Genomic DNA, 25,051 nt, shown 5'->3' on the forward strand with positions numbered 1-25,051 from the left:
AACAACAACTGGATGCTTGACCAGTACTTTAACGCAAAGTCAAAACTTGTAAACACTTTTTTTGGTCAGTTTGCCTTACCATCTATAAATGGCTTCTACTCCCACCTTTTCCACCCAGCAAGACTGGCGACAAGTTCACTTGGGCCGCTTACTCGGCCACGCCATGCGACGCTTTGACGCTCGCGTGCTGCACCTGATGGCGCACAACGAGGATGTGCCTTTAGCGTTGTCCAACCTCGCCGCCCGCTCGCAGGTGAGCGCGGCGCACATCCACATCACACGCCACCTGAGCCTAGAAGGCTCACGCCTGATCGACCTCGCCGCCAGCGCCGGCATGACCAAGCAGGCCATGGGCGACTTAGTCACCCAGTGCGAAGCGTGGGGCTTGGTACAACGCACGCCCGACCCACAAGACGCCCGCGCGCGGCGCATTGTGTTCACCGAAACTGGGCTGGCTTGGCTGCGGGCTTTTGAGCAAGCCGTGGCACAAACCGAAGCGGAATTCAAACAAGAAGTGGGCACAGACGTGGCCACCGTGGTCAGCTTAGGGTTGGAGGCCTATGCAGGGGCTTACTCGGACCTAGAATCGCAGCGCTGAACTTTCTAAAAAACACAAACAAAGTTGGAGACAACACATGCGCATCCTGATTGCAGAAGACGACTTGGTCTTGGCCGACGGCCTGTTGCGTACTTTGCGCGCATCGGGTGCCGCCGCCGACCACGTGGCCAGCGGCACCGAAGCCGATGCCGCTTTGATGACCACCGATGAGTTTGACTTGCTCATCTTGGATTTAGGCCTTCCCAAAATGCACGGCCTTGAAGTGCTCAAACGTTTGCGATCACGCGGTTCATCCATTCCTGTGCTCATCCTCACCGCTGCTGACGGCGTGGAGGAGCGTGTGAAAGGTTTGGACTACGGCGCGGACGACTACATGGCCAAACCCTTCAGCCTGCAAGAACTCGAAGCCCGCGTGCGCGCCCTCACACGTCGCGGCATGGGTGGCACCTCGTCGTCCATCAAACACGGCCCACTGGTGTACGACCAAACCGGTCGCGTGGCCACCATTGACGGCAAGATGGTCGAACTTTCTGCGCGTGAACTCGGCTTGCTCGAAGTGCTGTTGCAACGCAGTGGCCGCTTGGTGAGCAAAGACCAACTGGTCGAGCGCCTGTGCGAGTGGGGCGAAGAGGTGAGCAACAACGCCATTGAGGTGTACATCCACCGCCTGCGCAAGAAGATTGAAAAAGGCCCCATCCGCATCGCCACCGTGCGCGGCTTGGGCTACTGCCTCGAAAAGATTCCGGGCTAAACACGGCACACTTGCATGGCAAAGCTGTTTAGGCGCGAGCAACACTCGCTGTTTGGCGAGATTCTGGATTGGATGCTCACGCCGCTGCTGCTGCTGTGGCCGGTCAGCTTGGCGCTGACGTGGCTGGTGGCGCAAAACATTGCAGGCCGCCCGTTTGACCGAGGCTTGGAATACAACGTGCAAGCCCTCGCGCAGCTCGTCAAGAGCGACCAAACGCGCATGTATTTCAACTTGCCTTTGCCAGCGCGCGAAATTTTGCGCGCCGACGAAGCGGACTTGATTTATTACCAAGTGCTGGGCACGCGTGGCGAATTTGTGAGCGGCGAACGCGACTTCCCACTGCCCCCTGACGAAGAAAAACCTTTGCCAAGTGAAGTACGCATTCGCGATGACGAAATGCGCGGCGCCGATGTGCGCGTGGCCTACACCTGGGTGCGCGTAGACGTGCCAGGTGCCAAGCCCGTGCTGGTGCAAGTGGGCGAAACACTAGAGAAACGCTCGGTGCTGGCCACCGAAATTATCAAAGGCGTGATGCTGCCGCAGTTCGTCATCTTGCCGCTGGCCGTGCTGTTGGTGTGGCTGGCTTTGGCGCGCGGCATTCGCCCGCTCAACAAACTCGAAGAACGCATTCGTCTGCGCAAACCAGATGACCTGAGTCCGTTGGATGAATCTGCGGTACCGCAAGAAGTAGCCCCTCTGGTGGCCTCTATCAACGACTTGCTCACACGACTCAAAGAATCCATCGCCACACAAAAACGCTTTTTGGCCGATGCCGCGCATCAACTCAAAACACCGTTGGCGGGTTTGCGCATGCAAGCCGACTTGGCGCAACGCGCGGACTCTAGCGCGGATGAACTCAAGCAATCGCTCAAACTCATTGGACGCGCCAGCATTCGCGCCACGCACACGGTGAACCAACTGTTGTCCTTGGCACGCGCCGAAAGCGGCAGCACCAACATCGCGCGCAGCCCTTGTGATTTGGTGGCGTTGGTGAGCGACGTGATTCAAGACTCGCTGCCACGCGCCTTGGACAAATACATTGACCTAGGCTATGAAGGTGCGGCATCCGGCAGCACAGGTGTGCGTGTGATGGGCAACCCCACGCTGCTCAAAGAAATGGTGCGCAACTTGGTGGACAACGCCATCAACTACACGCCCTCCAGCGAGGACACTCCGGGCGTGATTACCGTGCGTTTGCTCGCCGACAAGTTTGGCAAAGTGGTGGTGTTGCAGGTGGAAGATTCGGGCCCTGGCATTCCAGAGGCGGAACGCGATTTGGTGTTCCAACCCTTCTACCGCGCCTTGGGCACAGAGGCCGATGGCTCGGGCTTAGGCCTGCCCATCGTGCTGGAAATTGCGCACCAACACGCCGCTGTGGTGACGCTGGAAGATGCATCCCCCGGCAAGTCCATGCCGGGTGCTCGGTTCACCGTGCGTTTCTCGAATACGCAGGCATAAAAAAGCGGCTCACAAGCCGCTTGTCCAACTCACGAGGTCTGTTTAAGCCAATGGCTTCACATGAAAGTGAATCGGCTGTTCATGCGTTTGCGCGTGCTCATGCGGCGCCTCGTGCTCAGCGCAAGGCATATTGCACAAGTCGTTGCCATTCACGGGGCAAGCACGGTTGAATGTGACCACATGGTCCACCTCGGCGCGAATGCCAATCCACTCGCCCACTTTGTGGTCGTGATGGCTGGGCACATGGGCCATTACCGTTTCGCCGGTTTTCAAACGCAAGGTATACAAAAACTCTGAGCCACGGAATGATTTGCGAATGATTTCCGCCTTCACCGGTGCATCGTCATCGTGCACGATGTCATCCGCACGCAGCAGCACATCGCACTCACCGGATGCAAAGGTGCAGGGCAGTGGGCACTCGGCCACATCCATCAAATCGCCCATGGGCGTGTGAACCACCACTTGGTTGTTCACCTCGCGCAGGGTGGCGGGCGTGAAGACGCCGTGGCCAATGAACTCGGCCACAAAGCGGGTGGCAGGGCGGTGGTACAGCGTGTAGGCGTCGTCCCACTGGTGCAAGCGGCCTTCGGACATGACGCCAATCACGTCACCAATCGCAAAGGCTTCCATTTGGTCGTGCGTCACAAACAAGGCTGTGGTTTGCGCTTCTTTCAAAATGCCACGCACTTCCAAAGCCAAGCGTTCGCGCAGTTCCACATCGAGGTTGGAGAACGGTTCGTCCAACAACAACAGTTGTGGCTTAGGCGCCAACGCACGGGCCAAGGCCACGCGCTGTTGTTGGCCACCCGACAATTCGTGTGGAAAACGTTGTGCACTGCTGGCCAAACCCACCAAGGCCAACACCTCGCGCACACGCGCTTCGCGCTCGGCACGGGGTTGCTTGTGCAAGCCAAAGCTCACGTTGTCATGCACGGTCAAATGGGGGAAGAGGGCGTAGTCTTGAAACACCATGCCAATGCGGCGCGCTTCGGGTGCCACATGCACGGAGGCACTGCTGACCACCGATTGGGCCAAACGAATTTCACCGGCACTGGCACGCTCTAGGCCGGCCACCGCGCGCAACAGCGTGGTTTTGCCGCAGCCCGAAGGGCCAATGAGCACACCCATTTCGCCCGCGCGCAAGCTCAGCGTGACGCGATCCACCGAGGGTCGGGCACGTTCTGGGTAGCTAACGGAGAGCTGGGCGACATCTAAAAACATAGCGCCATTGTAGAGACGGCCTTTAACGCCACACGCTGTGCGGCTACCTACAATGCCGCATGGTTTTTAGCTCTCGCTTGTTTTTACGCTGTGTGTTGGCCGTCCTGGCCTTGCTGTTGGCACTGCCAGTGTTGACCGTGCTGTTTTCGTGGGCACAGTGGAACGACGCCTCAGCCAGCATCTTGGCTGAGATGGCCAGCACGGTGCTGCCTGACTATGTGGGCACCTCGCTGCTGCTGTGCGCACTGGTGAGCGTGGGCGTCATCAGCATGGGCACGGTGTCTGCGGCAGCGGTGACGTTGTTTGACTTCCCCATGCGCCGCAGTTTGGAATGGGCGCTGCTCTTGCCACTGGCCATGCCTGCGTATGTGGTGGCCTATGCCTACACCGACTACTTGCAATTCAGCGGCCCCCTGCAAACCGGCATTCGGGCTGCGTTTGGCCTAGAAGGCCGCGTGTTCCCCGAGGTTCGCAATGTGTGGGGCGCAGCCTGTGTGTTCACCCTCGCGCTGTATCCCTATGTGTATTTACTGGCTCGCACGGCTTTGTCTGAACGCGCCAACCATTTGATGGAGGCAGCCCGCTTGCTGGGTGCACCGCTGTCGCGCCGCATTCTGCGCGTGGCCTTGCCGCTGGCTCGCCCTGCCATTGCCGCAGGCACCGCTTTGGCCTTGATGGAAACCTTGGCTGACTTTGGTGTGTCGAGCTACTTTGGCATTCAAACCTTCACTGCTGGCATTTACAAAGCGTGGCTGGTGATGGACAACCGCATTGCCGCTGCGCAACTGGCCACTTTGCTGCTCATCGTGGTGGTGGTCTTGCTTGCAGCCGAGCAGCGCGCGCAATCGCGCTTGCGTTTTTCCAGCGCGCGCGTGGACCGCCATGGCAGCGAATCGCAACCTTTGAAGTTACAAGGCGCAGCTGCCGCTTTTGTGTGGACGCTGTGTGTGCTGCCCGTGTTGTGCGGTTTTGTGTTGCCCGTGCTGTTTATGTTTCGCGCTTTGTTGCAAGGCGACGGCGTGATGGATTTGCCTTGGTCACGCTTTGTGCAATGGTCTGTTACCAGCTTGTCGCTGGGTGGCATGACGGCGCTGCTGGCTGTAGGCGCTGCTTTGCTGTTGGCTGCACAAGCCCGCTTGCACCCCAACTGGCTCACGCGCCAAGCCATGGGTGTGGTGAGCTTGGGCTATGCCGTACCAGGCGCGGTGATTGTGGTGGGCTTGCTCTTGCCTGTGGGCTGGGTGCAAGCCACGTGGCCGCAATCGGGTGTTGGCTTTTGGCTGACCGCAACGGTGCTGGGTTTGGTGTGGGCGTACTTGGTGCGCTTTGTGGCCGTGGCTTTGCAATCGGTGCAAAGCGGCTACGCGCGCGTGCCCGCATCGCTGGACGACAGTGCGCGCATGCTGGGCACCTCAGGTTTGTCGCTGGTGCGTCGCGTGCACTGGCCTTTGCTAAAAAAACCACTCGCAGCAGCCACGCTGCTGGTGCTGGTCGATGTGATGAAAGAACTGCCCGCCACCTTGGTGCTGCGCCCCTTCAACACCGACACATTGGCCATCATGGCCTATCAATTGGCGCGTGACGAACGCTTGGGCGAAGCCGCTTTACCCTCGTTGGCCTTGGTGCTAGTGGGCTTGCTGCCGGTCATCTTGCTCAGCCGCACCCTGCGCCGCAACTGACTCTGCGCGATAAAACCTGCACTTTCGGCAGGGGCATTTGATCCAAGTCAAATGATAATGATTCGCATTTGATGTACACTCATCCCAAGCTTTTCAACTTGGAGTCGCCCCATGCGTAGCACCCTCACCGTTTTGTCCTTGGCCATTTCTGCCGTATCCGCTGGCTTGTTCAGCGCTTCTGCGTTGGCCGACGAACAGGTCATCAACCTGTACTCAGCCCGCCATTACCCCACCGATGAAGCGCTGTACAGCGACTTCACCAAAGCCACGGGCATCAAAATCAACCGCGTTGATTCGGACGACGCCGGCATCATCGCCCGCCTCAAGGCTGAGGGCACGGCATCACCTGCCGATGTCATCTTGCTGGTCGACGCCGCCCGTTTGTGGAAAGGCGAAGTCGATGGCATGTTCTTGCCCATCAAATCCAAGACTTTGGAAACCGCCATTCCCTCTCAGCTGCGCTCTAAACCCACCGACGACGGCACCGCTTGGTTTGGTTTGTCTACCCGCGCTCGCGTGGTGGTGTACGACAAGCTCAAAGTCAAACGCGAAGACGTGGACACCTACGAAGAGCTGGCCGACCCCAAGAACAAAGGCAAGTTGTGCATCCGCTCGGGCTCGCACCCCTACAACTTGAGCCTGTTTGGCGCGATGACCGAACACCTCGGTCCTGCTGCCACTGAAGTCTGGCTCAAAGGCATGGTCGACAACATGGCCCGCGCGCCCAAAGGCGGCGACACCGACCAAATCAAAGCGGTGGCCAGCGGTGAGTGCGGCATTGCAGTGACCAACACCTACTACTTGGCGCGCTTGATGCGCTCCACCAACCCCGCCGAAAAAGCGGTGGCTGAGCGCGTGGGCGTGGTGTTCCCCAACCAACAAAGCTGGGGCACGCACGTGAACGTGGCTGGTGGTGCGGTGGCGCGTTACTCAAAGAACCAAGCCAACGCCGTGAAGTTTTTGGAATACCTCGTCAGCCCTGAAGCACAAAACCACTTTGCCAACGGCAACAACGAGTGGCCCGTGGTCAAGGGCATGAAGCTGGACAACCCCGCGTTGAAAGCCATGACCGGCGGCAACTTCAAAAGCGAGCTGGTACCCATCAGCGCCGTGGGCATGAACCAAATCAAGGTGCAACAAATGTTGGACCGCGTGGGTTTCAAGTAAACACCACGCTTGCGTTGCGCAGACGATGCGCAACTTCTCGAACAGCCAGCCACTCACGCCTTCGGGTCGTTGATAGCCAGCCATTGATCAGGCAGCTTGCCTGCCACCTTTTCAATGTTGGAATTTCAAATGGAACACCCCAAAGGCACATCCGTGCACCAAACTTGTTCGCCCGAACTTGCAGCCAAAACACCTAGCAACTTACTGCCCTTGGCCGCCTTGATGTTGGCGGGCTCCATGGGTGCAGCGCAACCTGCCCTTGCTCAGAGCGAAGAAAAAACACTCAAGACCGTCACCGTCAAAGACACGCAAGACCCCAACTTGTCCAAGGAAAGCTTGCTGGTCAAACAAACGGGCATTGCCAAAGGCAACCAGCAGCTCAAAGACATCCCGCAAACCGTGACGGTGATGACCGAAAAGCTCATCGCCGATCGCAACTACGACGACTTCCGTGAAGTACTCAAGTCCACCGCCGGCGTGACGTTTCAAGCGGGAGAAACAGGCGAAGAAGATGTGCGAATGCGCGGCTTTTCACTGGGCCAAGCGGGTGACATTTACGTCGATGGGCTGCGCGATGCCCCCCTGACCGAGCGCGACACCTTCAACACCGACCGTGTGGAAGTGCTCAAAGGTTCAGCGTCGATGCTGTTTGGTAAAGGCTCAACCGGCGGCGTGGTCAACCAAGTCAACAAGCAGCCCTTCTTGATGGACCAAAACGAAACCAACGTCACCATCGGGAGCGGCCAAATGCGTCGCATCACCGGCGACTTCAACAAACAAACTGGCGAATCCTCAGCCTTTCGTCTGAACGTGATGACACACGAGGCAGACAACTGGGGTGCCAAGGCCGACAAAAAGGGCATTGCCGGGGCCTATCGCACAGGCATTGGTGAGCGTGACGAATATTCCGTTGGCCTTTACCACCTAGAAACCGATGGACGCCCGCTGTACAACCACCCGTGGATGATTGACAACGGCACAAGCACTGCCAGCAGCAATGGATCGGGTGTGATCGTTCCCGTACTGAATGCCAAAAATTATTACGGCCTCACCAGCGATTACTTAAAAACTCAAACCTCGTATCTGACACTCGGCCACACACACCGATTCAACCAAGACAGCGCACTGAAAACCACGGTGCGTTACGGCCACTACGAGCGTGATTTACTGGCGAGCGCAGTTCGCTTCACAACTGCCACCTCACTTTCTAGCCTCAATGGCAACACCCCACTGTCACGAAGCTTCAAAGCTCGCCGCGGGGAAAGCGATGTGCTGCAAGTGCAAAGTGACTACAACAACAACTTTGAATGGATGGGCCGCAAACACGAGCTGATTGCGGGTGTCGATTACACCCAAGACAAGGCCTTGCGCAATAACAGTGCAGCTACCGGGCTATCTAGTGCAGGTCCAACGACTGTCGGCACACCCAACGATGGCGTGTCCATCACCGACAACCGCCAAATGGCCATGAACCGTTTTGAGGCAGAGAACTTGGGGCTTTACGCCCAAGACACCATCAACATCACCCAACAGTTCAAAGTGCTAGGCGGTCTTCGCTTAGACCGCTTCAGCGCCAAGTACCGCGACACGAGCAACAACAGCTTTCAGATGAGTGAGAACCTCTGGAGCCCGCGCATAGGTGCAATTTGGCAACCCACCGACAGCGCCACGTACTACACCTCATACGGCACGTCGTACAACACATCGGGTGACACCTATCAGTTCGCTTTGGGCAGCTACGCACCAGGATCCAACAACGCCAAAACTGCCAACACAGCGCCCGAGAAGAGCCGCAACATTGAAGTCGGCAGCAAGTTTGAAATCTTCGAGAAAAAGGGCTTGCTTGGCATCGCGCTCTTTCACTCTGAGAAGTACAACGAACGCAACACCGATGCAGACAGCGCGGCTGCACAACAGCTGCTCTCTGGCAAGCGACACGCCACGGGCATGGAGTTCAACTTCGCAGGACGTCTGACACCCGCTTGGGAAATGTTCTACAACCAAACATGGATTCCTGAAGCCACCATAGACGAGAGCAACATCGTTGCAGCGGGCACAGGTGCGCAAGGCAAAGGCGACCGTTCCGCACTCACCCCCAAACACAGCGCCAGCTTGTGGACGACTTTCCGTATCAACCCGCTGTGGCGCTTGGGCTCGGGCTTGAACTACCGCGGTGAGCAAAACCCAGATGGCGCTCGCACAAAAACAGCGGCCGCCTTCACCACGGTTGACGCGATGGCCGAATGCACCTTGAACGATGCCAACGTGCTCAAGTTCAACATCTCCAACCTCACCAACAAGCTCTACGCCGATTCGCTGTATCGCGGCTTTTATGCCCCCGGCGCACCACGCCGAGTGGAGCTGAGCTGGAAATCCATGTTCTAAAGGAAAGCCCCAATGCTGCTGCACTTGCGCAACGTCCTCACCGCTGACGAACTCCAAACGGCCCTATCTTTGCTGGGCGACGAAGCCCCTTGGATGGAAGGGCGCATCAGCGCAGGTTCGCAAGCCGCGACGGTGAAGAACAACTCCCAGCTGTCGCAAAGCAGTGCACAGGCCAAGCAGTTGCAATCACTCATCTTGAGTGCATTAAAGCGCGATGCTTTGTTTTTTTCTGCGGCCTTGCCACGCAAAATTTTCAACCCGCTGTTCAACCGCTATCGCGGCAACGCCAACCACTTTGGCCCGCACGTCGATGGCGCAGTCATGCATTCGCAAGCCACAGGCGAGTGGGTGCGCACCGATGTGTCGTGCACCGTTTTTCTGAGTGACCCCACGAGCTACGACGGCGGTGAGCTACTGGTGCAAGACACCTATGGCAGCCGAGGCGTCAAGCTTGCCGCAGGGGATGCGGTGCTTTACCCCGGTACTAGCGTGCATGAGGTAACGCCCGTCACGCGCGGTGAACGTGTGGCGAGTTTCTTCTGGATTGAGAGCATGGTGCGCAGTGACGAGCAGCGCCGCACCTTGTTTGAGCTCGACATGAACTTGCTCAAGTTGCGTGCGCAACTGGGCGAAACACCCGAGACCACCTCGCTCACAGGCGTGTATCACAACCTTTTGCGCCAGTGGGCCAACACTTGACGATGAACAACGCCATCCAAACCCTGCACGATCACGAACAGGCAGCACAAGCCGCGCTGAGCGATGCTGCATGGGCTTATTTCAGCGGTGGTGCAGCAGACGAAATCACCCTGCAGCGCAACCTCAGTGCATGGCAAAACATCTGCTTATCCCCTCGCGTCCTTCAAGATTTGCGCGACGGCCACACGCGCTGCACGTTACTCGGCCACACATCGCCCACGCCACTCTTGGTCGCGCCCATGGCTTATCAGCGCTGGGCCCACCACCACGGCGAAGCGGGTATGGCCATGGCCGCTGCCGCACAAGGCTGTGGCATGGTGGTGTCGCACCAAACCAGCACCCCGCTGCAAGACGTAGCAGCTAGTTTTTTGCAAGACAACGACCGTGGCCCGCTGTGGTTTCAGATGTATTGGCAAGCAGACCGCGCACGCACTCAAGCCATGTTGTCTGACTTAGAAGACTCAGGCTATCAAGCCATCGTGCTCACGGTAGACACCCCCGTGCACGGTGTACGCGACCGAGAGCGCCGCCACGGCATGCAACTACCCACCGAAGTGAGCGCCGTACATTGGCACGCACAGACATCCGCACACACACCCGCGCAGACCTCGGGCCTGTGTGCAGGTTTGGCCGATTCAGCCCCACGTTGGGGCGATGTGCAGTGGTTCATCCAGCAAACGCGCCTACCCGTTTTACTGAAAGGCATTACACATGCGCAAGATGCCGTGCGTGCCATGCAAGTGGGCGCAGCTGGTGTGATGGTTAGCAATCACGGCGGTCGCGTGCTCGACACGATGCCATCCACCGCTGAGGTGCTGCCTAGCGTCTTGCAAGCGGTGCGTCAACAACGCGCCGATGCCTTGGTGTTGGTCGACGGCGGCATTCGCCGAGGCACAGATGTATTCAAAGCCTTGGCCCTCGGCGCCAATGCCGTCTTAGTGGGCCGCCCCGCTTTGTATGGTCTTGCCCACGGCGGTGCGCGTGGCGTGGCCCATGTGCTGCGTCTGTTGCGTGACGAGCTGGAAACCACCATGACGTTGTGTGGCTGCCCTACGTTGTCAACAATCACACCCGAGCACGTCACGCCATGACCACTTCGCCGTTGAAGCCTCACCACATATCCCCGCGTCGATGGCGCAACACCATCGCAGCCGTGCTGCTGGTGCATGTGGCGCTGTTGTGGGTGGCACAAAGCCAGCTGGCCGAATTACCCGCCTCTGATGAATCTGGCAAAGTTGTGATGGCAGATGTCGTGTCTGACATCCCCAACCCCGCGCCGCTCACACACGCCAAAACAGCGCCAACAGCGACACCGACACACACGCTGACGAAAAGCGTGACTAAAGCAGACACACCCGCGCTCACCCCCAACAACAGCGACACCCAAGAAGCAGCTGCCTCTTCCGCTGAAGCTGCAGCTGCACCTTCTACCGCATCGGGCAAAACTGGCTCGCCAAGTTTGGTCGAACCTTCTGCTGATGCGGACTATTTAAAAAACCCACCGCCAGGCTACCCGCGCATCAGCCGCCGCAATGGTGAGCAAGGCACGGTCATCGTGCGCGTGTTCATCAGCACGCAAGGCACGCCTGAAAAAGCTGAGGTGCGCACCTCCAGTGGCTTTGCACGTTTAGACCAAGCGGCGCTGGAAGCCGTTCATCGTTGGCGTTTTGTGCCAGGTCGTCGCAATGGCACGCCAGAGGCCATGTGGTTCAACATCCCCGTTCGTTTTATTTTGGAGTAAGTCATGCCCGCATCATTTGGTTTTTCAAATATTTGGCTGCAAGGTGATTGGGTCACGCGCAGCATTTTGTTGCTGTTGCTCGGCATGTCATTGGCCAGCTGGGTGGTGATCTTCATCAAAGCCTTGGACACATGGCGACACAAAGAGAACGCGCTCAACAGCGAACAGTTTTGGCACTGCACCAGCTTGGCTGAAGGCCTGAGTGTGCTGAGTCAACGCCCAAACAACCTGTTTCATCACTTGGCACTGACGGGCCAAGAAGCCACCGAACATCACCAAGCTGCACAAAAGCAATTGCATGATCGTTTGGACATCAGCGATTGGCTGACTCGCAGTTTGCGCAACGGCATTGATGACCACACCTCACACTTACAAAACTGGCTCTCTATCTTGGCCTCGATAGGTTCAACCTCGCCATTCGTGGGCTTGTTCGGAACGGTTTGGGGCATCTACCACGCGTTGGTGAACATTGGCACAACGGGCAACGTTGGCATTGATGCAGTTGCAGGCCCCATCGGCGAGACCTTGATCATGACGGCATTGGGTTTGGCCGTAGCGATTCCAGCCGTACTGGGCTACAACGCCTTGGTGCGCGGCAACAAATTCATCATCGCGCGCATGAACCGTTTTGCACATGATTTGCACGCTTATTTCGTCACAGGCGCACGCGTGCACAGCAGCGCACAAGGAGCCAGCCATGTCGTTTGAAGCCAATGGTGACAGCGATGAGGTGATGAGCGAAATCAACATGACACCTTTGGTGGACGTGATGTTGGTGTTGTTGGTGATCTTCATCATCACCCTTCCCGTGATTCAACACGCCGTCAAGGTAGATCTGCCCAGCGCCAGCAGCGTGCGCAGCAGCCCGCCTCCTAACAATTTGCAACTGTCTGTCGATGCACAAGGCCAATACTTCTTGGGTAAACAAGCCATCAGCGCAGACGCTTTGCAACTGCGCTTGAAAGATGAAGCCAGCAAAGACCCGCAACCACAGCTCTTCATCCGCGGCGACAAACGTGTGCCTTACGAGTTTGTGGCGCAAGCCATGAGCAGCGCACAACGTGCGGGCATGCAGCGCATTGGTTTTGTCACCACCCAGCCATGAACCAGCCTACTGACTCGAAAACCACGGCATCCGCTGCAGCTGGCACCTCATCTAGCACTGCTGATGGCATTCGGACGCTGGACAGCCAGGAGTTGCTTGGCAAACAAGGTGTGCTTTACATCCGTCATCAAGGTGAGACGTACCGACTGCAAACCACCCGCTTTGGCAAGCTGATCTTGACCAAATAAGGCGCTTGGGCAGCCGTTGCCCAAGGCTGCCTCAATCGACCTCATTGAGACAAACAATCGCCGACGCAGAAAATCTTGTCTATCATTCACGTCAATGAGCTTTTCTCATTCGATAGTTTTTATCAACCACCCAAAGGAAACCACATGTCTTTGATCAATACCCAAATCCAACCGTTCAAGAACCAAGCCTTCCACAACGGTAAGTTCGTTGAAATCACCGAAGCCACGCTCAAGGGCAAGTGGAACGTGTTCATCTTCATGCCAGCTGCATTCACTTTCAACTGCCCAACAGAAATCGAAGACGCAGCTGACAACTATGCAGCTTTCCAAAAAGCCGGCGCTGAGGTGTACATCATCACCACCGACACTCACTTCTCACACAAAGTGTGGCACGAGACTTCTCCAGCCGTGGGCAAAGCCAAGTTCCCATTGATCGGTGACCCAACACACAAGTTGACACGCGCTTTTGGCGTGCACATCGAAGAAGACGGCCTGGCATTGCGCGGCACTTTCGTGATCAATCCAGAAGGCATGATCAAGACCATGGAAATCCATTCCAACGAAATCGCTCGTGACGTGTCTGAGACATTGCGCAAGTTGACTGCTGCTCAATACACAGCCGCTAACCCAGGCCAAGTGTGCCCAGCGAAGTGGAAAGAAGGCGCGAAGACTTTGGCTCCTTCCATCGACTTGGTCGGCAAGATCTAATTTTTGCCTTCGTTAAACCCTGCTGACGCAGGGCGATGATTGATCAACACCTGCTAGCGCAGGTCGTTGAGCGCAGCGCACATTGGTACACCAGCGTGCGTTGTACTCAGCGAATCACCCCCCAACCTTTTAACCCACTAGGACTGCGCCACAAGCGCATGACCTTGAGTTAATGCACCCCGAAATAGGAGAACACCATGCTCGACGACACACTCAAAGCACAACTTCAACAATACCTTGGCATGTTGCGCCAGCCCATCCGCTTGATCGCCTCACTCGACGACAGCGAAACCGGCAAAGACATGGGCGAGTTGCTCAACACCATCGTTAGCTTGTCTGACAAAGTCACCCTCGACACCTCGGGCACTGATGCACGCAAGCCTTCGTTTGCTGTGGTGCGCGAAGGCGAAACACAGGGCGTGCGCTTTGCGGGTTTGCCACTCGGCCATGAGTTCACCTCGTTGGTGTTAGCTCTGTTGTGGACCGGCGGCCACCCACCCAAGGTTGAGCAAGATGTGATTGACAGCATCAAGGGCCTTCATTCTGCGGATGGTGGCGACTTCAACTTTGAGGTCTACATGTCCCTGAGCTGCCACAACTGCCCAGACGTGGTGCAAGCCCTCTCGCTCATGGCCATCGTCAACCCCAAAGTCAAGACCGTGGTGATCGAAGGCGGCGCGTTCCAAAAGGAAGTGGAAGAGCGCCAAATCATGGCCGTGCCCATGGTGTTCTTGAACGGCCAAGTGTTTAGTTCCGGCCGCATGAGCGTGGAAGAAATCGTCGCCAAGCTCGACACAGGCGCTGCCGCACGCGACGCCGTGAAGATGAGCGAGAAAGCGCCTTACGAAGTGTTGATTGTGGGTGGTGGCCCAGCAGGTGCAGCTGCCGCTGTTTATGCGGCCCGCAAGGGTATCCGCGTAGGCATTGCCGCTGAACGTTTTGGCGGTCAGCTGAACGACACCATGTCGATTGAGAACTACATCTCTGTGCTCGAAACCAACGGCCCCAAGCTCGCCGCTGACCTCGAAGCCCAAGTGCAGCACTACGGCGTGGACATCATGAACATGCAACGCGCCAGCAAAATTGTGTCTGCTGAAGAAACCGGCGGCATGACAGAAGTGCACTTAGAAAATGGCGGCGTGCTCAAAGCCAAGAGCGTCATCTTGTCCACTGGCGCGCGTTGGCGCAATGTGAACGTGCCCGGCGAAGCCGAGTACAAAAACAAAGGCGTGGCTTACTGCCCGCATTGCGATGGCCCTTTGTTCAAAGGCAAGCGCGTGTCCGTCATCGGCGGCGGCAACTCAGGTGTGGAAGCCGCCATTGACTTGGCAGGCATCGTCGAACACGTGACCTTGATTGAATTTGCCGACCAGCTCAAAGCTGATGCCGTGTTGGTGAACAAGCTCAAGAGCTTGCCCAACGTGACAATCCACGCCAACGCACAAACCACCGAAATCACCGGCGAAGGCGGTAAGGTCAATGGCCTGAGCTACAAAGATCGCGCCACTGACGTCGTGCACCATGTGCCACTCGAAGGCGTGTTCGTACAAATCGGCTTGGTGCCCAACACCGAGTTCTTGAAAGGCAGCATGGAGCTGAGCAAGTTTGGCGAGATCGTGATCGATGCCAAAGGCCACACCAGCATGCCTGGCGTGTTTGCAGCAGGTGACTGCACGACCGTGCCCTACAAGCAAATCATCATTGCGGCAGGCGAAGGTGCGAAGGCGGCTTTGTCAGCGTTTGATCATTTGATCCGTCAACCCACGACTGCTTAAACCAGCTCATCTGCGCAACGCAGCAAAAGGCAAGTGCTTCGGTACTTGCCTTTTTTTATTGCCGCTCGATACGTGCACCGCACATAGGCTTCGCCTAAATCATGGATAGAAACAATTGGCTGGACTATTTGAATTGCAAGCATCACAGTCTGGAGCAAGCAGTTATTTTTAACCTCAAGGAGACACACATGAGCCAAGCATCAAATACCGGCAAATGCCCATTCCACGCAGCAGGCGGCGCACGCGCACAGCAAGGCGCTCAGTCCAATGCACAGTGGTGGCCCAACCAGCTCAACCTCTCCATCTTGCATCAGCACCAAGCGGTATCCAACCCGATGGATGCAGACTTTGGTTACCACGAAGAATTCAAAAAGCTCGACTACGCCGCGCTCAAAAAAGACTTGGCCGAGTTGATGACCCAGTCACAAGACTGGTGGCCCGCCGACTATGGCCACTACGGCGGCTTGTTCATTCGCTTGGCTTGGCATGCCGCAGGCACTTACCGCACGGCCGACGGGCGTGGCGGCGCAGGCACTGGTAACCAGCGTTTTGCCCCCATCAACAGCTGGCCTGACAACGGCAACCTCGACAAAGGTCGACGCTTGCTGTGGCCCATCAAACAAAAATACGGCAACCAAATTTCATGGGCTGATTTATTCATCTTGTGCGGCAACGTGGCCATGGAAACCATGGGCTTCAAAACCTTTGGCTTTGGTGGCGGACGCACCGACATTTGGGCCCCCGAAGAGGATGTGTATTGGGGCGCTGAAAAAGAATGGCTGGCCACCAGCGACAAACCCAACAGCCGCTACAGCGGCGAGCGCCAACTCGAAAACCCACTGGCCGCCGTCCAAATGGGTTTGATCTACGTGAACCCACAAGGGCCCGACGGCAAACCCGACCCCGTCGCCTCAGGCAAAGACGTGCGTGAAACCTTCGCACGCATGGCCATGAACGACTACGAAACCGTGGCCTTGGTCGCAGGTGGTCACACCTTCGGCAAGATGCATGGCGCTGGCGACGCGGCCAAAGTCGGCCCCGAACCCGAAGCCGCGCCCATGCACGACATGGGTTTTGGTTGGATCAACAGCCACGGCACAGGCAAGGGTGCAGACACCACCACCAGCGGCTTTGAAGGCGCCTGGAAGCCTAACCCCACGCAATGGGACATGGGCTATTTCAAAGTGTTGTTCAAGTACGAGTGGGAGCAAATGACCACCGCCGCCGGAGCCATCCAATGGCGTGCCAAAGACGTGGCTCCCGAAGACATGGTGGTCGACGCACACGACCCCAGCAAGAAGCACCCACCTCACATGACGACGGCCGACTTGTCGCTGCGCTTTGACCCTGCGTACGAAAAAATCTCACGTCACTTCTACGCCAACCCCGACGAGTTTGCCGATGCATATGCCCGCGCTTGGTTCAAACTGACCCACCGCGACATGGGGCCCAAGTGCCTCTACCTTGGCCCAGAGGTTCCTGCCGAAGACTTGATCTGGCAAGACCCCTTGCCCGCAGTCAAGCACACACTCATCGACCACAGCGATGCCACCGACCTCAAGGCTAAAATTTTGGCAAGTGGTTTGACTCTGGCCGAACTGGTGTCCACCGCATGGGCCTCTGCGTCCACCTTCCGCAACAGCGACAAACGCGGCGGAGCCAATGGCGCGCGCATTCGCCTTGCGCCGCAAAAGAACTGGGAGGTCAACCAACCCGAACAATTGGCACGCGTACTGGCCACGCTGGACATCATCCGCAATGGCTTTCACACCAACCACCGTGGCGGCAGACAAGTCTCGATGGCCGACCTGATCGTGCTCGCTGGTAATGCTGGCATCGAAGCCGCCGCCAAAGCAGCAGACCACGCCATCGAAGTGCCTTTTGCCCCCGGACGCACTGATGCCACGCCCGAGCAAACCGATGCCGATTCATTTGCAGTGCTCGAGCCCCAAGCAGATGGTTTTCGCAACTACCGCCAAAAAGCATTCCGCGTGTCGCCAGAAGAAATGCTGCTCGACAAAGCGCAGTTGCTTGGCTTATCCGCGCCAGAAATGACGGTACTGGTGGGTGGTCTGCGCGTGCTGGGGGCCAACCATGGCGGCAGCAAACAAGGTGTGTTCACCGACCGCGCAGGGCAGCTGACGCCCGACTTCTTTGTCAACTTGGTCGACATGTCCACGGCTTGGCAACCGACAGGCGACAACGCTTTTGAGGGGCGTGACCGCAAAACAGGCAACGTGAAATGGACTGCCAGCCGTGTGGATTTGGCTTTTGGCTCGAACTCACAGCTGCGCGCCATTGCCGAGGTCTATGCCCAACACGACAACGCGGGCAAGTTTGTCAAAGACTTTGTCGCCGCTTGGACCAAGGTGATGAACTTGGACCGCTTTGACCTGAAGTGAACCTTGGCCCCTGCGCTGCCTAAACGCGCAAGGGGCTTTTTATTTGGACTCAGACGCTGCTGGCTTAATGGTCAGCAGCTCTGGGTCCACTTGGTTTTCAAGGCGGTGCGGCTCTTGTACGGGCTTGGGGCCAAGGCCCAAGAAGCGCAAGCCGCCATCGTTCCACAACCAAAACAACAGGTTGACCACGGCCAACACGTAAACCACGTTGCGCAGTAAAAATTTTGATTTCATACATCCACCTTCGTTTTTGAATTGCGCCAGCCTTTGCAAGCGCCGTTGCGCACGCTACACAGGCCGCACGCTCACCTCTGAGCTGCTGACGGCCTCTTGGCCTTGTTCGGTGTCCACCAGCATCGCGCCGGTGGCGTCTACGCCTCTGGCCACGCCGTGACGGCCATCGCTCAGGGTGACGTTCAAGTTGGACAGTGCATCGCGCGCATTGAAGGCATTTTGCAGAGGTGCAAAGCCTGTGCGCTCAAACGCCAACAAAGTGGCCAGCAAGGGCTCGGCCACCTTCATCAACGCCTTGGGTGCAGTGATGCCGCTTTGCAGGTCTTGCAGGCCCAATGGCGCGGTCGATAAGCCCTCGGCCACCGGCGGGGCGATGTTGATGCCCACACCCACGACGCAATAACGACCTTGCTCTCGCCCTTGGTCTGCGCTGTAGCCCATGCCTGCGGGCAGGGCTGTCTCAATCAAGATGCCGGCCAATTTGCCCCAACCTGTGGGCGTATTTGCGGACATGGACGGGCGCTTCACCCACAAGTCGTTGGGCCACTTCAAGCGCACACCCAGTTCCCCTTGCGGGTCTAGGCTACGCGCCAGCGACAGGCCCACGGCCAGTGACAGGCCCGACCAATCAGCTGGCTTGAGCATGAGCCCCAATGAGAAAGTCAGGGCATGGCCCACTTCGCCGTGCCACGGGCGACCTAGGCGGCCACGGCCAGCGGTTTGGGTTTCGGCCACCAGCAGCACCGGCTCGGTTTGGCCCGCGCGGGCACGGCGCATGAGCTCGGTGTTGGTGGAGTCAATCTCTGGCAGCACCTCAACTGTGATGCCTGATTGTTTGGCAACCATCGCAAGCCAGAGGTCTTCCGCAGGCCAGATCATGAGTCTCAGCGCTTTTTAGCTTTGGCTTTAGAGGTGTCTTTGTCGACCTTGCCGATCGACTTTTTGTCTGACTTTTTTTTGTCTTCTTTGACTGGTTTGCTTTTTGACTTATCAGCCTTTTTTGCCTTGGGCTTTTCGTCCTTCGGGAACTCCGAGGTGGAGGACAACAAAGTGCCACGGCACTTCTTCGCGCCACACCAGCAGGGGTATTCGAGCTTGAGCTCAGGCGTCATGGGCGCGTCGATGACCAAGCCGTAGTCGTAGTTCAGCTCTTCACCGGCCTTGATGTCGCGGATGGCTTTGATGAACACGCGGCCGTTTTCTTCATCGGGCTCGCAGCTGGGCTTGCATGAGTGGTTGATCCAACGTGACGAGTTGCCGCCGTACTTGGCGTCGATCACATGCTTTTCGTCGATGTGAAAGTAAAACGTGTGGTTGGGGTCGGTGGGGTCGTGCGGGTGGCGGCGCAGCGCCTCTTTCCAGCTGATGATCTCGCCCACGTATTCAATGATGGTCTCGCCCTTGGCAAAGTCTGTCAGTGCGAAAACCCCTTTGCCATGCACGCCTGAGCGACGGGTTTGGATGCGGCGGCCTTTGATCGGCGCGGGGGTTGGGGCGAGAGATTTTTTGGACACTGATTTTTTCTGTTAACTTTAATACGTACGCATGTGCGTGCGCGCACATGGGCGCGCGTGCGCACGCGAGAGAACGAATTGTAGTGGTCAGTTTTTAAGGAACTTTGAAATGAGCAAAACCCTCGTGATTGCCGAAAAACCTTCGGTCGCGCAAGACATCGTGCGCGCACTCACGCCTGTGGCGGGGAAGTTCGAAAAACACGACGATCACTTTGAGAGCGACACCTATGTGGTCTCCAGTGCCGTCGGTCATTTGGTGGAAATCCAAGCGCCCGAAGAATTCGACGTCAAGCGCGGCAAGTGGAGCTTTGCCAACCTGCCCGTAATTCCCCCCTTCTTCGACTTGAAGCCCGTCGAGAAAACCAAGACACGCTTGAACGCGGTGGTGAAGCTGGCCAAACGCAAAGACGTGACCGCCCTCATCAACGCGTGTGACGCGGGCCGTGAAGGTGAATTGATCTTCCGTTTGATCGAGCAATACGCTGGCGGTAAAAAGCCACTCGACAAACCTGTGAAGCGCCTGTGGTTGCAATCGATGACGCCGCAAGCCATTCGGGATGGCTTCGAATCCCTGCGCAGCGAAAAACAAATGCAAGGCTTGGCCGATGCGGCACGCAGTCGTTCGGAAGCCGACTGGCTGGTGGGCATCAACGGCACACGCGCCTTGACTGCGTTCAACTCACGCGAAGGTGGCTTCTTCTTGACCACCGTGGGCCGTGTGCAAACGCCTACCCTGTCGGTGGTGGTGGAGCGCGAAGAACAAATACGCAAGTTCATCAGCCGCGACTATTGGGAGATTCATGGCAGCTTCCAAGTGGCTGCGGGCGCTTACCCCGCCAAGTGGTTCAACCCAGAGCACAAAAAAGACGCAGAAGACGCCGAGAAAAAACACGACCGCGTTTGGAGCGAAGCCGAGGCTTTGACCATTGCCGACGCCGTGCGCAACCAACAAGCCACCGTCACCGAAGAGAGCAAACCCACCACCAAAGCCAGTCCCGGCTTGTTTGACTTGACCTCGCTGCAACGCGAAGCCAACGGCCGCTTTGGCTTCTCGGCCAAGACCACTTTGGCCCTGGCGCAAAGTTTGTACGAGCGTCACAAAGCGCTGACTTACCCACGTACCGATTCACGCCACTTGCCTGAAGACTACGTGGCTGTGGTGAAAGACACGTTCACCATGTTGGCCGACAGCGGCATGAAGCACCTCGAACAACACGCCACCGTCGCGCTGAACAACAACTACGTGCGCAAACTGCCCCGCGTGTTTGATAACAAAAAGGTCAGTGATCACTTTGCGATCATCCCCACCTTGCAAGCGCCCAGTGGTTTGTCTGAGGCCGAGCAAAAGCTGTACGACTTGGTGGTGCGCCGCTTCATGGCGGTGTTCTTCCCCAGTGCTGAATACATGGTGACCACGCGTATCAGCACGGTCAAAGCAGGGGGCAAAGACCACAACTTCCGCACCGAAGGCAAGGTCTTGGTCAACGCCGGTTGGATGGCCGTGTACGGCAAAGACGCCGCACAAGAAGCGTCAGACAACGAAGAAGACGGCAAAACCCTCGTCGCTTTGAAAGCAGGCGAGTCGGCCAAGAACGAATCAGCCGACGCCAAAGGCTTGAAAACTCGTCCACCTGCCCGCTACAGCGAAGCCACATTGCTCGGCGCCATGGAAGGTGCTGGCAAGCTGGTGGAAGACGACGAGTTCCGCGAAGCCATGCAAGAAAAAGGCTTGGGTACACCCGCCACGCGCGCGGCCATCATCGAAGGCTTGCTCAACGAGAAATACCTCATCCGCGATGGCCGCGAGATGATTCCCACCGCCAAGGCCTTCCAGCTGTTCACACTGCTGCGCGGTTTGGGCGTGGAAGAGCTGTCCAAGCCCGAACTCACGGGCGGCTGGGAACACAAGCTCTCGCTCATGGAACACGGCCAACTGAGCCGCGAAGAATTCATGCGCGAAATTGCCGAAATGACCGAGCACATCGTCAAGAAGGCCAAAGAATTTGACCGCGACACTATCCCCGGTGACTATGCCACCTTGCAAACACCTTGCCCCAAGTGCGGCGGCGTGGTGAAAGAAAACTACCGCCGCTATGCCTGCGTGGGCAAAGACGGCAACGCGTCTGACTCTGGCGAAAACGGCGCAGGCTGCGGCTTCTCCATCAGCAAGATTCCAGGCGGTCGCACCTTTGATGCGGCTGAAGTGGAAGAGTTTTTGACCAACAAAAAGATTGGCCCACTCGACGGCTTCCGCTCCAAAGCGGGCTGGCCGTTCACGGCTGAGATCGCCCTCAAATACAGCGAAGAAGACCAAAACTGGAAACTCGAATTCGACTTTGGTGACGACGGCGCAGACTCCGGCGAAATCGTCGAGTTCAGCGATGCAGCGCCTTTGGGCAATTGCCCCAAGTGCGGCAGCCCTGTGCACGAGCACGGCAGCAACTATGTGTGTAGCAAAGCTGTGCCCACACATGCGCAAGCCACACCCAGCTGCGACTTCAAGAGCGGCAAGATCATCTTGCAGCAACCCGTGGAACGCGAGCAAATGACCAAGCTCTTGAGTGAAGGCAAAACCGATTTGCTGGACAAGTTTGTGTCCATGCGCACACGCCGTTCGTTCAAAGCGTTCTTGCAGTGGGACGCCGAGGCGGGCAAGGTGAACTTTGCGTTTGAACCCCGCGTGAGCAAGTACCCGCCCAAAGGCGGCAAGACACCCACGACCAACGCGCTCATCAAAGCCGCAGGCAAAAAAGTGCCCGCCAAAACCACCAAAGCAACGAAAGCCGCCAAGGTCAAAGCCGAGAAAGTGGCCAAGCCCAAAGTGCCACGCAAAGTCACCGCAGGCTATCTGCCAAGCGCTGACCTAGCCAACGTGATTGGCGCAGAAGCCGTGGCCCGCACCGAGGTGATCAAAAAGCTGTGGGACTACATCAAGGCCAACGGCTTGCAAGACGCCACCAACAAACGCGCCATCAACGCCGACGCCAAACTCAAACCCGTGTTTGGTAAAGACCAAGTGACCATGTTTGAACTGGCGGGCATTGCGGGCAAACACCTTCGCCCGATTGGCGAATAATTTTGCTGAACCAACAAGAGTGACCGCATGACCTTGAATGCAACTCCTTTAATCGCGACGTCGCAAGCGATGCACTTTGCGGAAGCTTTGCAACTACAAAGTGGCGCAAGTGTGCGCGACTACACGCTAGCCTACGAGACCTACGGCACGCTCAACGCTGACCGTTCTAACGCGGTCCTGGTGTGCCACGCGCTCAACGCATCGCACCACGTCGCAGGCGTGTACGAAGGCCAAGACAAGAGCGAAGGCTGGTGGGACAACATGATTGGTCCCGGCAAACCAGTGGATACCAATCACTTCTTTGTGATTGGCGTGAACAACCTCGGCTCTTGCTTTGGTTCGACCGGCCCAATGCACGCACACCCCGACACGGGCAAGGTGTACGGCGCGGACTTCCCCGTAGTCACCGTAGAAGACTGGGTGAATGCGCAAGCCTTGTTGCTCGACCGATTAGGCATCACCCAACTCGCCGCCGTTTTGGGTGGCAGCTTGGGCGGCATGCAAGCCCTGAGCTGGACGCTGCAATACCCAGACCGCGTGCGTCATGCCGTGGTGGTGGCAAGTGCGCCCAACCTGACGGCGGAGAACATCGCCTTCAACGAAGTGGCGCGTCGCGCCATCGTGACCGACCCTGACTTTCATGGTGGCCACTTTTACGAACACGGCGTTGTACCGCAACGCGGTTTGCGCATCGCCCGCATGGTGGGCCACATCACGTATCTGAGCGACGATGTGATGAACGAAAAGTTTGGCCGCGAGCTGCGCGATGCAGTCGTGGGCAGCGCCACCGGCTACAAGTACTCCACGCAAGACGTGGAGTTTCAAATCGAAAGCTATCTGCGCTACCAAGGCGACAAATTCAGCGAGTACTTTGACGCCAACACCTATTTGCTCATCACCCGCGCGCTCGACTACTTTGACCCTGCACGTACTTATGGCGGCGATTTGTCGGCGGCGTTTGCGCGCACAGCGGCTAAGTTTCTGTTGGTGAGCTTCACCACCGATTGGCGCTTTTCACCCGCACGCAGCCGCGAAATGGTGCAAGCCTTGCTCAACAACCAGCGTGATGTGAGCTACGCCGAAATCGACGCACCACATGGCCACGATGCGTTCTTGCTGGATGACGCCCGCTACATGAATGTGGTGCGCTCGTACTTTGCGCGCATCAACGATGAATTGACCACCGGAGTTGCCGCATGACCCACGACAACTTGAAATCAATTGCCGCCCTCGTGCCCCAAGGCAGCCGCGTGCTTGACCTCGGCTGTGGCGACGGCGCATTGCTGGCTCACTTGCAACAACACAAAGGCTGCACCGGCTACGGCGTAGAGCTCGACGACACCAATGTGCACGCCTGCGTGCAACGCGGTGTGAACGTGTTGCAGCTCAACCTCGATTTAGGCCTGAGCGTGTTTGCCGATCAATCGTTTGATGTGGTGCTGCAAATCGACACCTTGCAACATTTGCGCAACGCCGAAACCATGCTGCGCGAAACCGCACGCGTGGGTAAAACCGGCATCGTGGCTTTCCCCAACTTTGCACACTGGCCCAACCGCCTGAGCATTCTGCAAGGCCGCATGCCCGTGACCAAGCGCTTGCCCTACCAGTGGTACGACACGCCCAACATTCGCGTGGGCACGTTCAAAGACTTTGAAGTGTTGGCCGAGAAAAACGGTCTGCATGTGACCGATTCATTTGGCTTGCAAAACGGCCAGCGTGTGGATACGTGGCCGAACTTGATGGCGGGAACGGCCGTATTCAAGTTCAACGCATGAACAAGCTCGCGGCCATGGAGGCCACGAGCAGCACCGCCATTGTCCAATTGAAGATACGTCGATAAAGATCGACTTGCAGATAGTGCCCCATGCGTGCGCCCATCACAGCCCACACCGCGATGCTGGGCAAGTTGATCAGGCTGAACACCAATGATGCGGCGGCAATCAACACCAGCCCCGCATCTTGCGGCAAGTAATTGCTGAAAAAGCCGAGCGTCATCACCCACGCTTTGGGGTTGACCCATTGGAATGCTGCTGCGCCCCAAAACCCCAAAGGCGTTGCGCCTTCGTTGGTTGCTTCGTCTTCTGACGGTGGACCACTTCTGACAATGCCCCACGCCAAATAAAGCATGTACGCCATGCCCAGCACTTGCATCACTTGGTAAATCACGGGCACGCGGATGAACAGTTCGCCAAGCCCCATGCCAACGGCCATGAGCATGATGAAGTGCCCGCATGAAATTCCCAACAAATGAGGCAGCGTCGCCCGCACGCCAAAGTTCACGCCAGAAGCCAACAACATCATGTTGTTGGGGCCGGGCGTAACAGACGTCACAAAAGCAAACACCGCCATGGAGACCCAAAGTTCAAGATGAAGGTCCATAGTGGGTGCG

Annotated in this window: 23 protein-coding genes; 18 read left to right on the plus strand and 5 right to left on the minus strand. The window is 57.4% G+C overall.

The genetic code is table 11. The features are described 5' to 3' along the window. Nucleotides 1-88: 88 nt before the first annotated feature. The 3 genes from LINBF2_RS12640 to LINBF2_RS12650 are packed head-to-tail and all read left to right on the plus strand — an operon-like array spanning nt 89 to nt 2,768. Nucleotides 89-598, plus strand: a complete 510-nt coding sequence (locus LINBF2_RS12640; protein WP_281889360.1) for a MarR family winged helix-turn-helix transcriptional regulator — start codon at nt 89-91, stop codon at nt 596-598. 37 nt (nt 599-635) lie between these two features. Then, a complete protein-coding gene (locus LINBF2_RS12645) occupies nt 636-1,310 on the plus strand; it encodes a response regulator transcription factor (protein ID WP_104801907.1) in 675 nt (224 codons plus the stop codon). Between the two features lie 15 nt (nt 1,311-1,325). Next, complete coding sequence (locus LINBF2_RS12650) at nt 1,326-2,768, plus strand: sensor histidine kinase (RefSeq protein WP_281889362.1); 1,443 nt, start codon at nt 1,326-1,328, stop codon at nt 2,766-2,768. A 42-nt stretch (nt 2,769-2,810) separates the two neighbouring features. On the opposite strand, the gene LINBF2_RS12655 is transcribed toward LINBF2_RS12650, so the two are convergent. Next, entirely contained in the window at nt 2,811-3,989 is a 1,179-nt protein-coding gene (locus tag LINBF2_RS12655; RefSeq protein ID WP_281889364.1) for an ABC transporter ATP-binding protein, read from the minus strand. A gap of 59 nt (nt 3,990-4,048) precedes the next feature. Here LINBF2_RS12655 and LINBF2_RS12660 point away from each other — a divergent pair, with 59 nt between their 5' ends. The 12 genes from LINBF2_RS12660 to katG all read left to right on the plus strand — a co-directional run bounded on the left by LINBF2_RS12660 (nt 4,049) and on the right by katG (nt 17,838). Then, nucleotides 4,049-5,668, plus strand: coding sequence for an iron ABC transporter permease (locus LINBF2_RS12660; RefSeq protein ID WP_281889366.1), 1,620 nt, complete (start codon nt 4,049-4,051; stop codon nt 5,666-5,668). A gap of 111 nt (nt 5,669-5,779) precedes the next feature. Then, a complete protein-coding gene (locus tag LINBF2_RS12665) occupies nt 5,780-6,835 on the plus strand; it encodes an extracellular solute-binding protein (protein ID WP_281889368.1) in 1,056 nt (351 codons plus the stop codon). 129 nt (nt 6,836-6,964) lie between these two features. Next, nucleotides 6,965-9,220, plus strand: coding sequence for a TonB-dependent siderophore receptor (locus tag LINBF2_RS12670; RefSeq protein ID WP_281889370.1), 2,256 nt, complete (start codon nt 6,965-6,967; stop codon nt 9,218-9,220). A 12-nt stretch (nt 9,221-9,232) separates the two neighbouring features. Then, nucleotides 9,233-9,919 (plus strand): Fe2+-dependent dioxygenase, encoded by a 687-nt coding sequence (locus LINBF2_RS12675; RefSeq protein ID WP_281889372.1) that lies wholly within the window; start codon nt 9,233-9,235, stop codon nt 9,917-9,919. A 2-nt stretch (nt 9,920-9,921) separates the two neighbouring features. Next, nucleotides 9,922-11,010: an alpha-hydroxy acid oxidase gene (locus tag LINBF2_RS12680; RefSeq protein ID WP_281889374.1), complete on the plus strand. Its 1,089-nt coding sequence runs from the start codon at nt 9,922-9,924 to the stop codon at nt 11,008-11,010. Next, nucleotides 11,007-11,660 carry an energy transducer TonB gene (locus LINBF2_RS12685; RefSeq protein WP_281889376.1) on the plus strand — a complete coding sequence of 218 codons (654 nt, stop codon included), beginning with the start codon at nt 11,007-11,009 and terminating at the stop codon, nt 11,658-11,660. Before LINBF2_RS12680 ends, LINBF2_RS12685 begins: the two co-directional genes overlap by 4 nt. Before the next feature lie 3 nt (nt 11,661-11,663). After that, entirely contained in the window at nt 11,664-12,368 is a 705-nt protein-coding gene (locus tag LINBF2_RS12690) for a MotA/TolQ/ExbB proton channel family protein (RefSeq protein WP_281889378.1), read from the plus strand. Beyond that, nucleotides 12,358-12,765, plus strand: a complete 408-nt coding sequence (locus tag LINBF2_RS12695) for a biopolymer transporter ExbD (protein WP_104796952.1) — start codon at nt 12,358-12,360, stop codon at nt 12,763-12,765. The genes LINBF2_RS12690 and LINBF2_RS12695 overlap by 11 nt, the downstream gene beginning before the upstream one ends. Further along, the gene (locus LINBF2_RS12700; RefSeq protein WP_281889380.1) at nt 12,762-12,953 is read left to right on the plus strand and encodes a hemin uptake protein HemP; all 192 of its coding nucleotides are present in this window, start codon (nt 12,762-12,764) and stop codon (nt 12,951-12,953) included. The genes LINBF2_RS12695 and LINBF2_RS12700 overlap by 4 nt, the downstream gene beginning before the upstream one ends. 144 nt (nt 12,954-13,097) lie before the next feature. Further along, nucleotides 13,098-13,661, plus strand: coding sequence for an alkyl hydroperoxide reductase subunit C (gene ahpC / locus LINBF2_RS12705; protein WP_104796950.1), 564 nt, complete (start codon nt 13,098-13,100; stop codon nt 13,659-13,661). Between the two features lie 197 nt (nt 13,662-13,858). After that, complete coding sequence (ahpF, locus tag LINBF2_RS12710) at nt 13,859-15,436, plus strand: alkyl hydroperoxide reductase subunit F (protein ID WP_281889384.1); 1,578 nt, start codon at nt 13,859-13,861, stop codon at nt 15,434-15,436. Between the two features lie 188 nt (nt 15,437-15,624). Continuing rightward, on the plus strand, nt 15,625-17,838 hold the full coding sequence (gene katG / locus LINBF2_RS12715; protein ID WP_281889386.1) for a catalase/peroxidase HPI: 2,214 nt from the start codon (nt 15,625-15,627) through the stop codon (nt 17,836-17,838). Nucleotides 17,839-17,877: 39 nt separating this feature from the next. Here katG and LINBF2_RS12720 read toward each other — a convergent pair whose 3' ends face one another. The 3 genes from LINBF2_RS12720 to LINBF2_RS12730 are packed head-to-tail and all read right to left on the minus strand — an operon-like array spanning nt 17,878 to nt 19,586. Further along, nucleotides 17,878-18,072: a hypothetical protein gene (locus LINBF2_RS12720; protein ID WP_281889388.1), complete on the minus strand. Its 195-nt coding sequence runs from the start codon at nt 18,070-18,072 to the stop codon at nt 17,878-17,880. A 54-nt stretch (nt 18,073-18,126) separates the two neighbouring features. Then, nucleotides 18,127-18,918 carry a biotin--[acetyl-CoA-carboxylase] ligase gene (locus LINBF2_RS12725; RefSeq protein ID WP_281889390.1) on the minus strand — a complete coding sequence of 264 codons (792 nt, stop codon included), beginning with the start codon at nt 18,916-18,918 and terminating at the stop codon, nt 18,127-18,129. 38 nt (nt 18,919-18,956) lie between these two features. After that, the gene (locus LINBF2_RS12730) at nt 18,957-19,586 is read right to left on the minus strand and encodes an SET domain-containing protein-lysine N-methyltransferase (RefSeq protein WP_281889393.1); all 630 of its coding nucleotides are present in this window, start codon (nt 19,584-19,586) and stop codon (nt 18,957-18,959) included. Nucleotides 19,587-19,695: 109 nt separating this feature from the next. Between LINBF2_RS12730 and LINBF2_RS12735 the strand changes: the two genes are divergently transcribed. From LINBF2_RS12735 to metW, 3 genes are read left to right on the plus strand one after another with little or no spacing between them, the layout of a single operon-like run. Then, nucleotides 19,696-22,662, plus strand: coding sequence for a DNA topoisomerase III (locus LINBF2_RS12735; RefSeq protein WP_281889395.1), 2,967 nt, complete (start codon nt 19,696-19,698; stop codon nt 22,660-22,662). A 27-nt stretch (nt 22,663-22,689) separates the two neighbouring features. Beyond that, complete coding sequence (locus LINBF2_RS12740) at nt 22,690-23,862, plus strand: homoserine O-acetyltransferase (RefSeq protein ID WP_281889397.1); 1,173 nt, start codon at nt 22,690-22,692, stop codon at nt 23,860-23,862. Further along, a complete protein-coding gene (gene metW / locus LINBF2_RS12745) occupies nt 23,859-24,437 on the plus strand; it encodes a methionine biosynthesis protein MetW (RefSeq protein ID WP_281889399.1) in 579 nt (192 codons plus the stop codon). The genes LINBF2_RS12740 and metW overlap by 4 nt, the downstream gene beginning before the upstream one ends. Here the strand turns inward: metW and LINBF2_RS12750 are convergent. Next, entirely contained in the window at nt 24,427-25,041 is a 615-nt protein-coding gene (locus LINBF2_RS12750) for a LysE family translocator (RefSeq protein ID WP_281889401.1), read from the minus strand. The genes metW and LINBF2_RS12750 overlap by 11 nt on opposite strands. Between the last annotated feature and the right edge of the window lie 10 nt (nt 25,042-25,051).

This window comes from Limnohabitans sp. TEGF004 (assembly GCF_027924965.1).
Lineage (GTDB): Bacteria > Pseudomonadota > Gammaproteobacteria > Burkholderiales > Burkholderiaceae_C > Limnohabitans.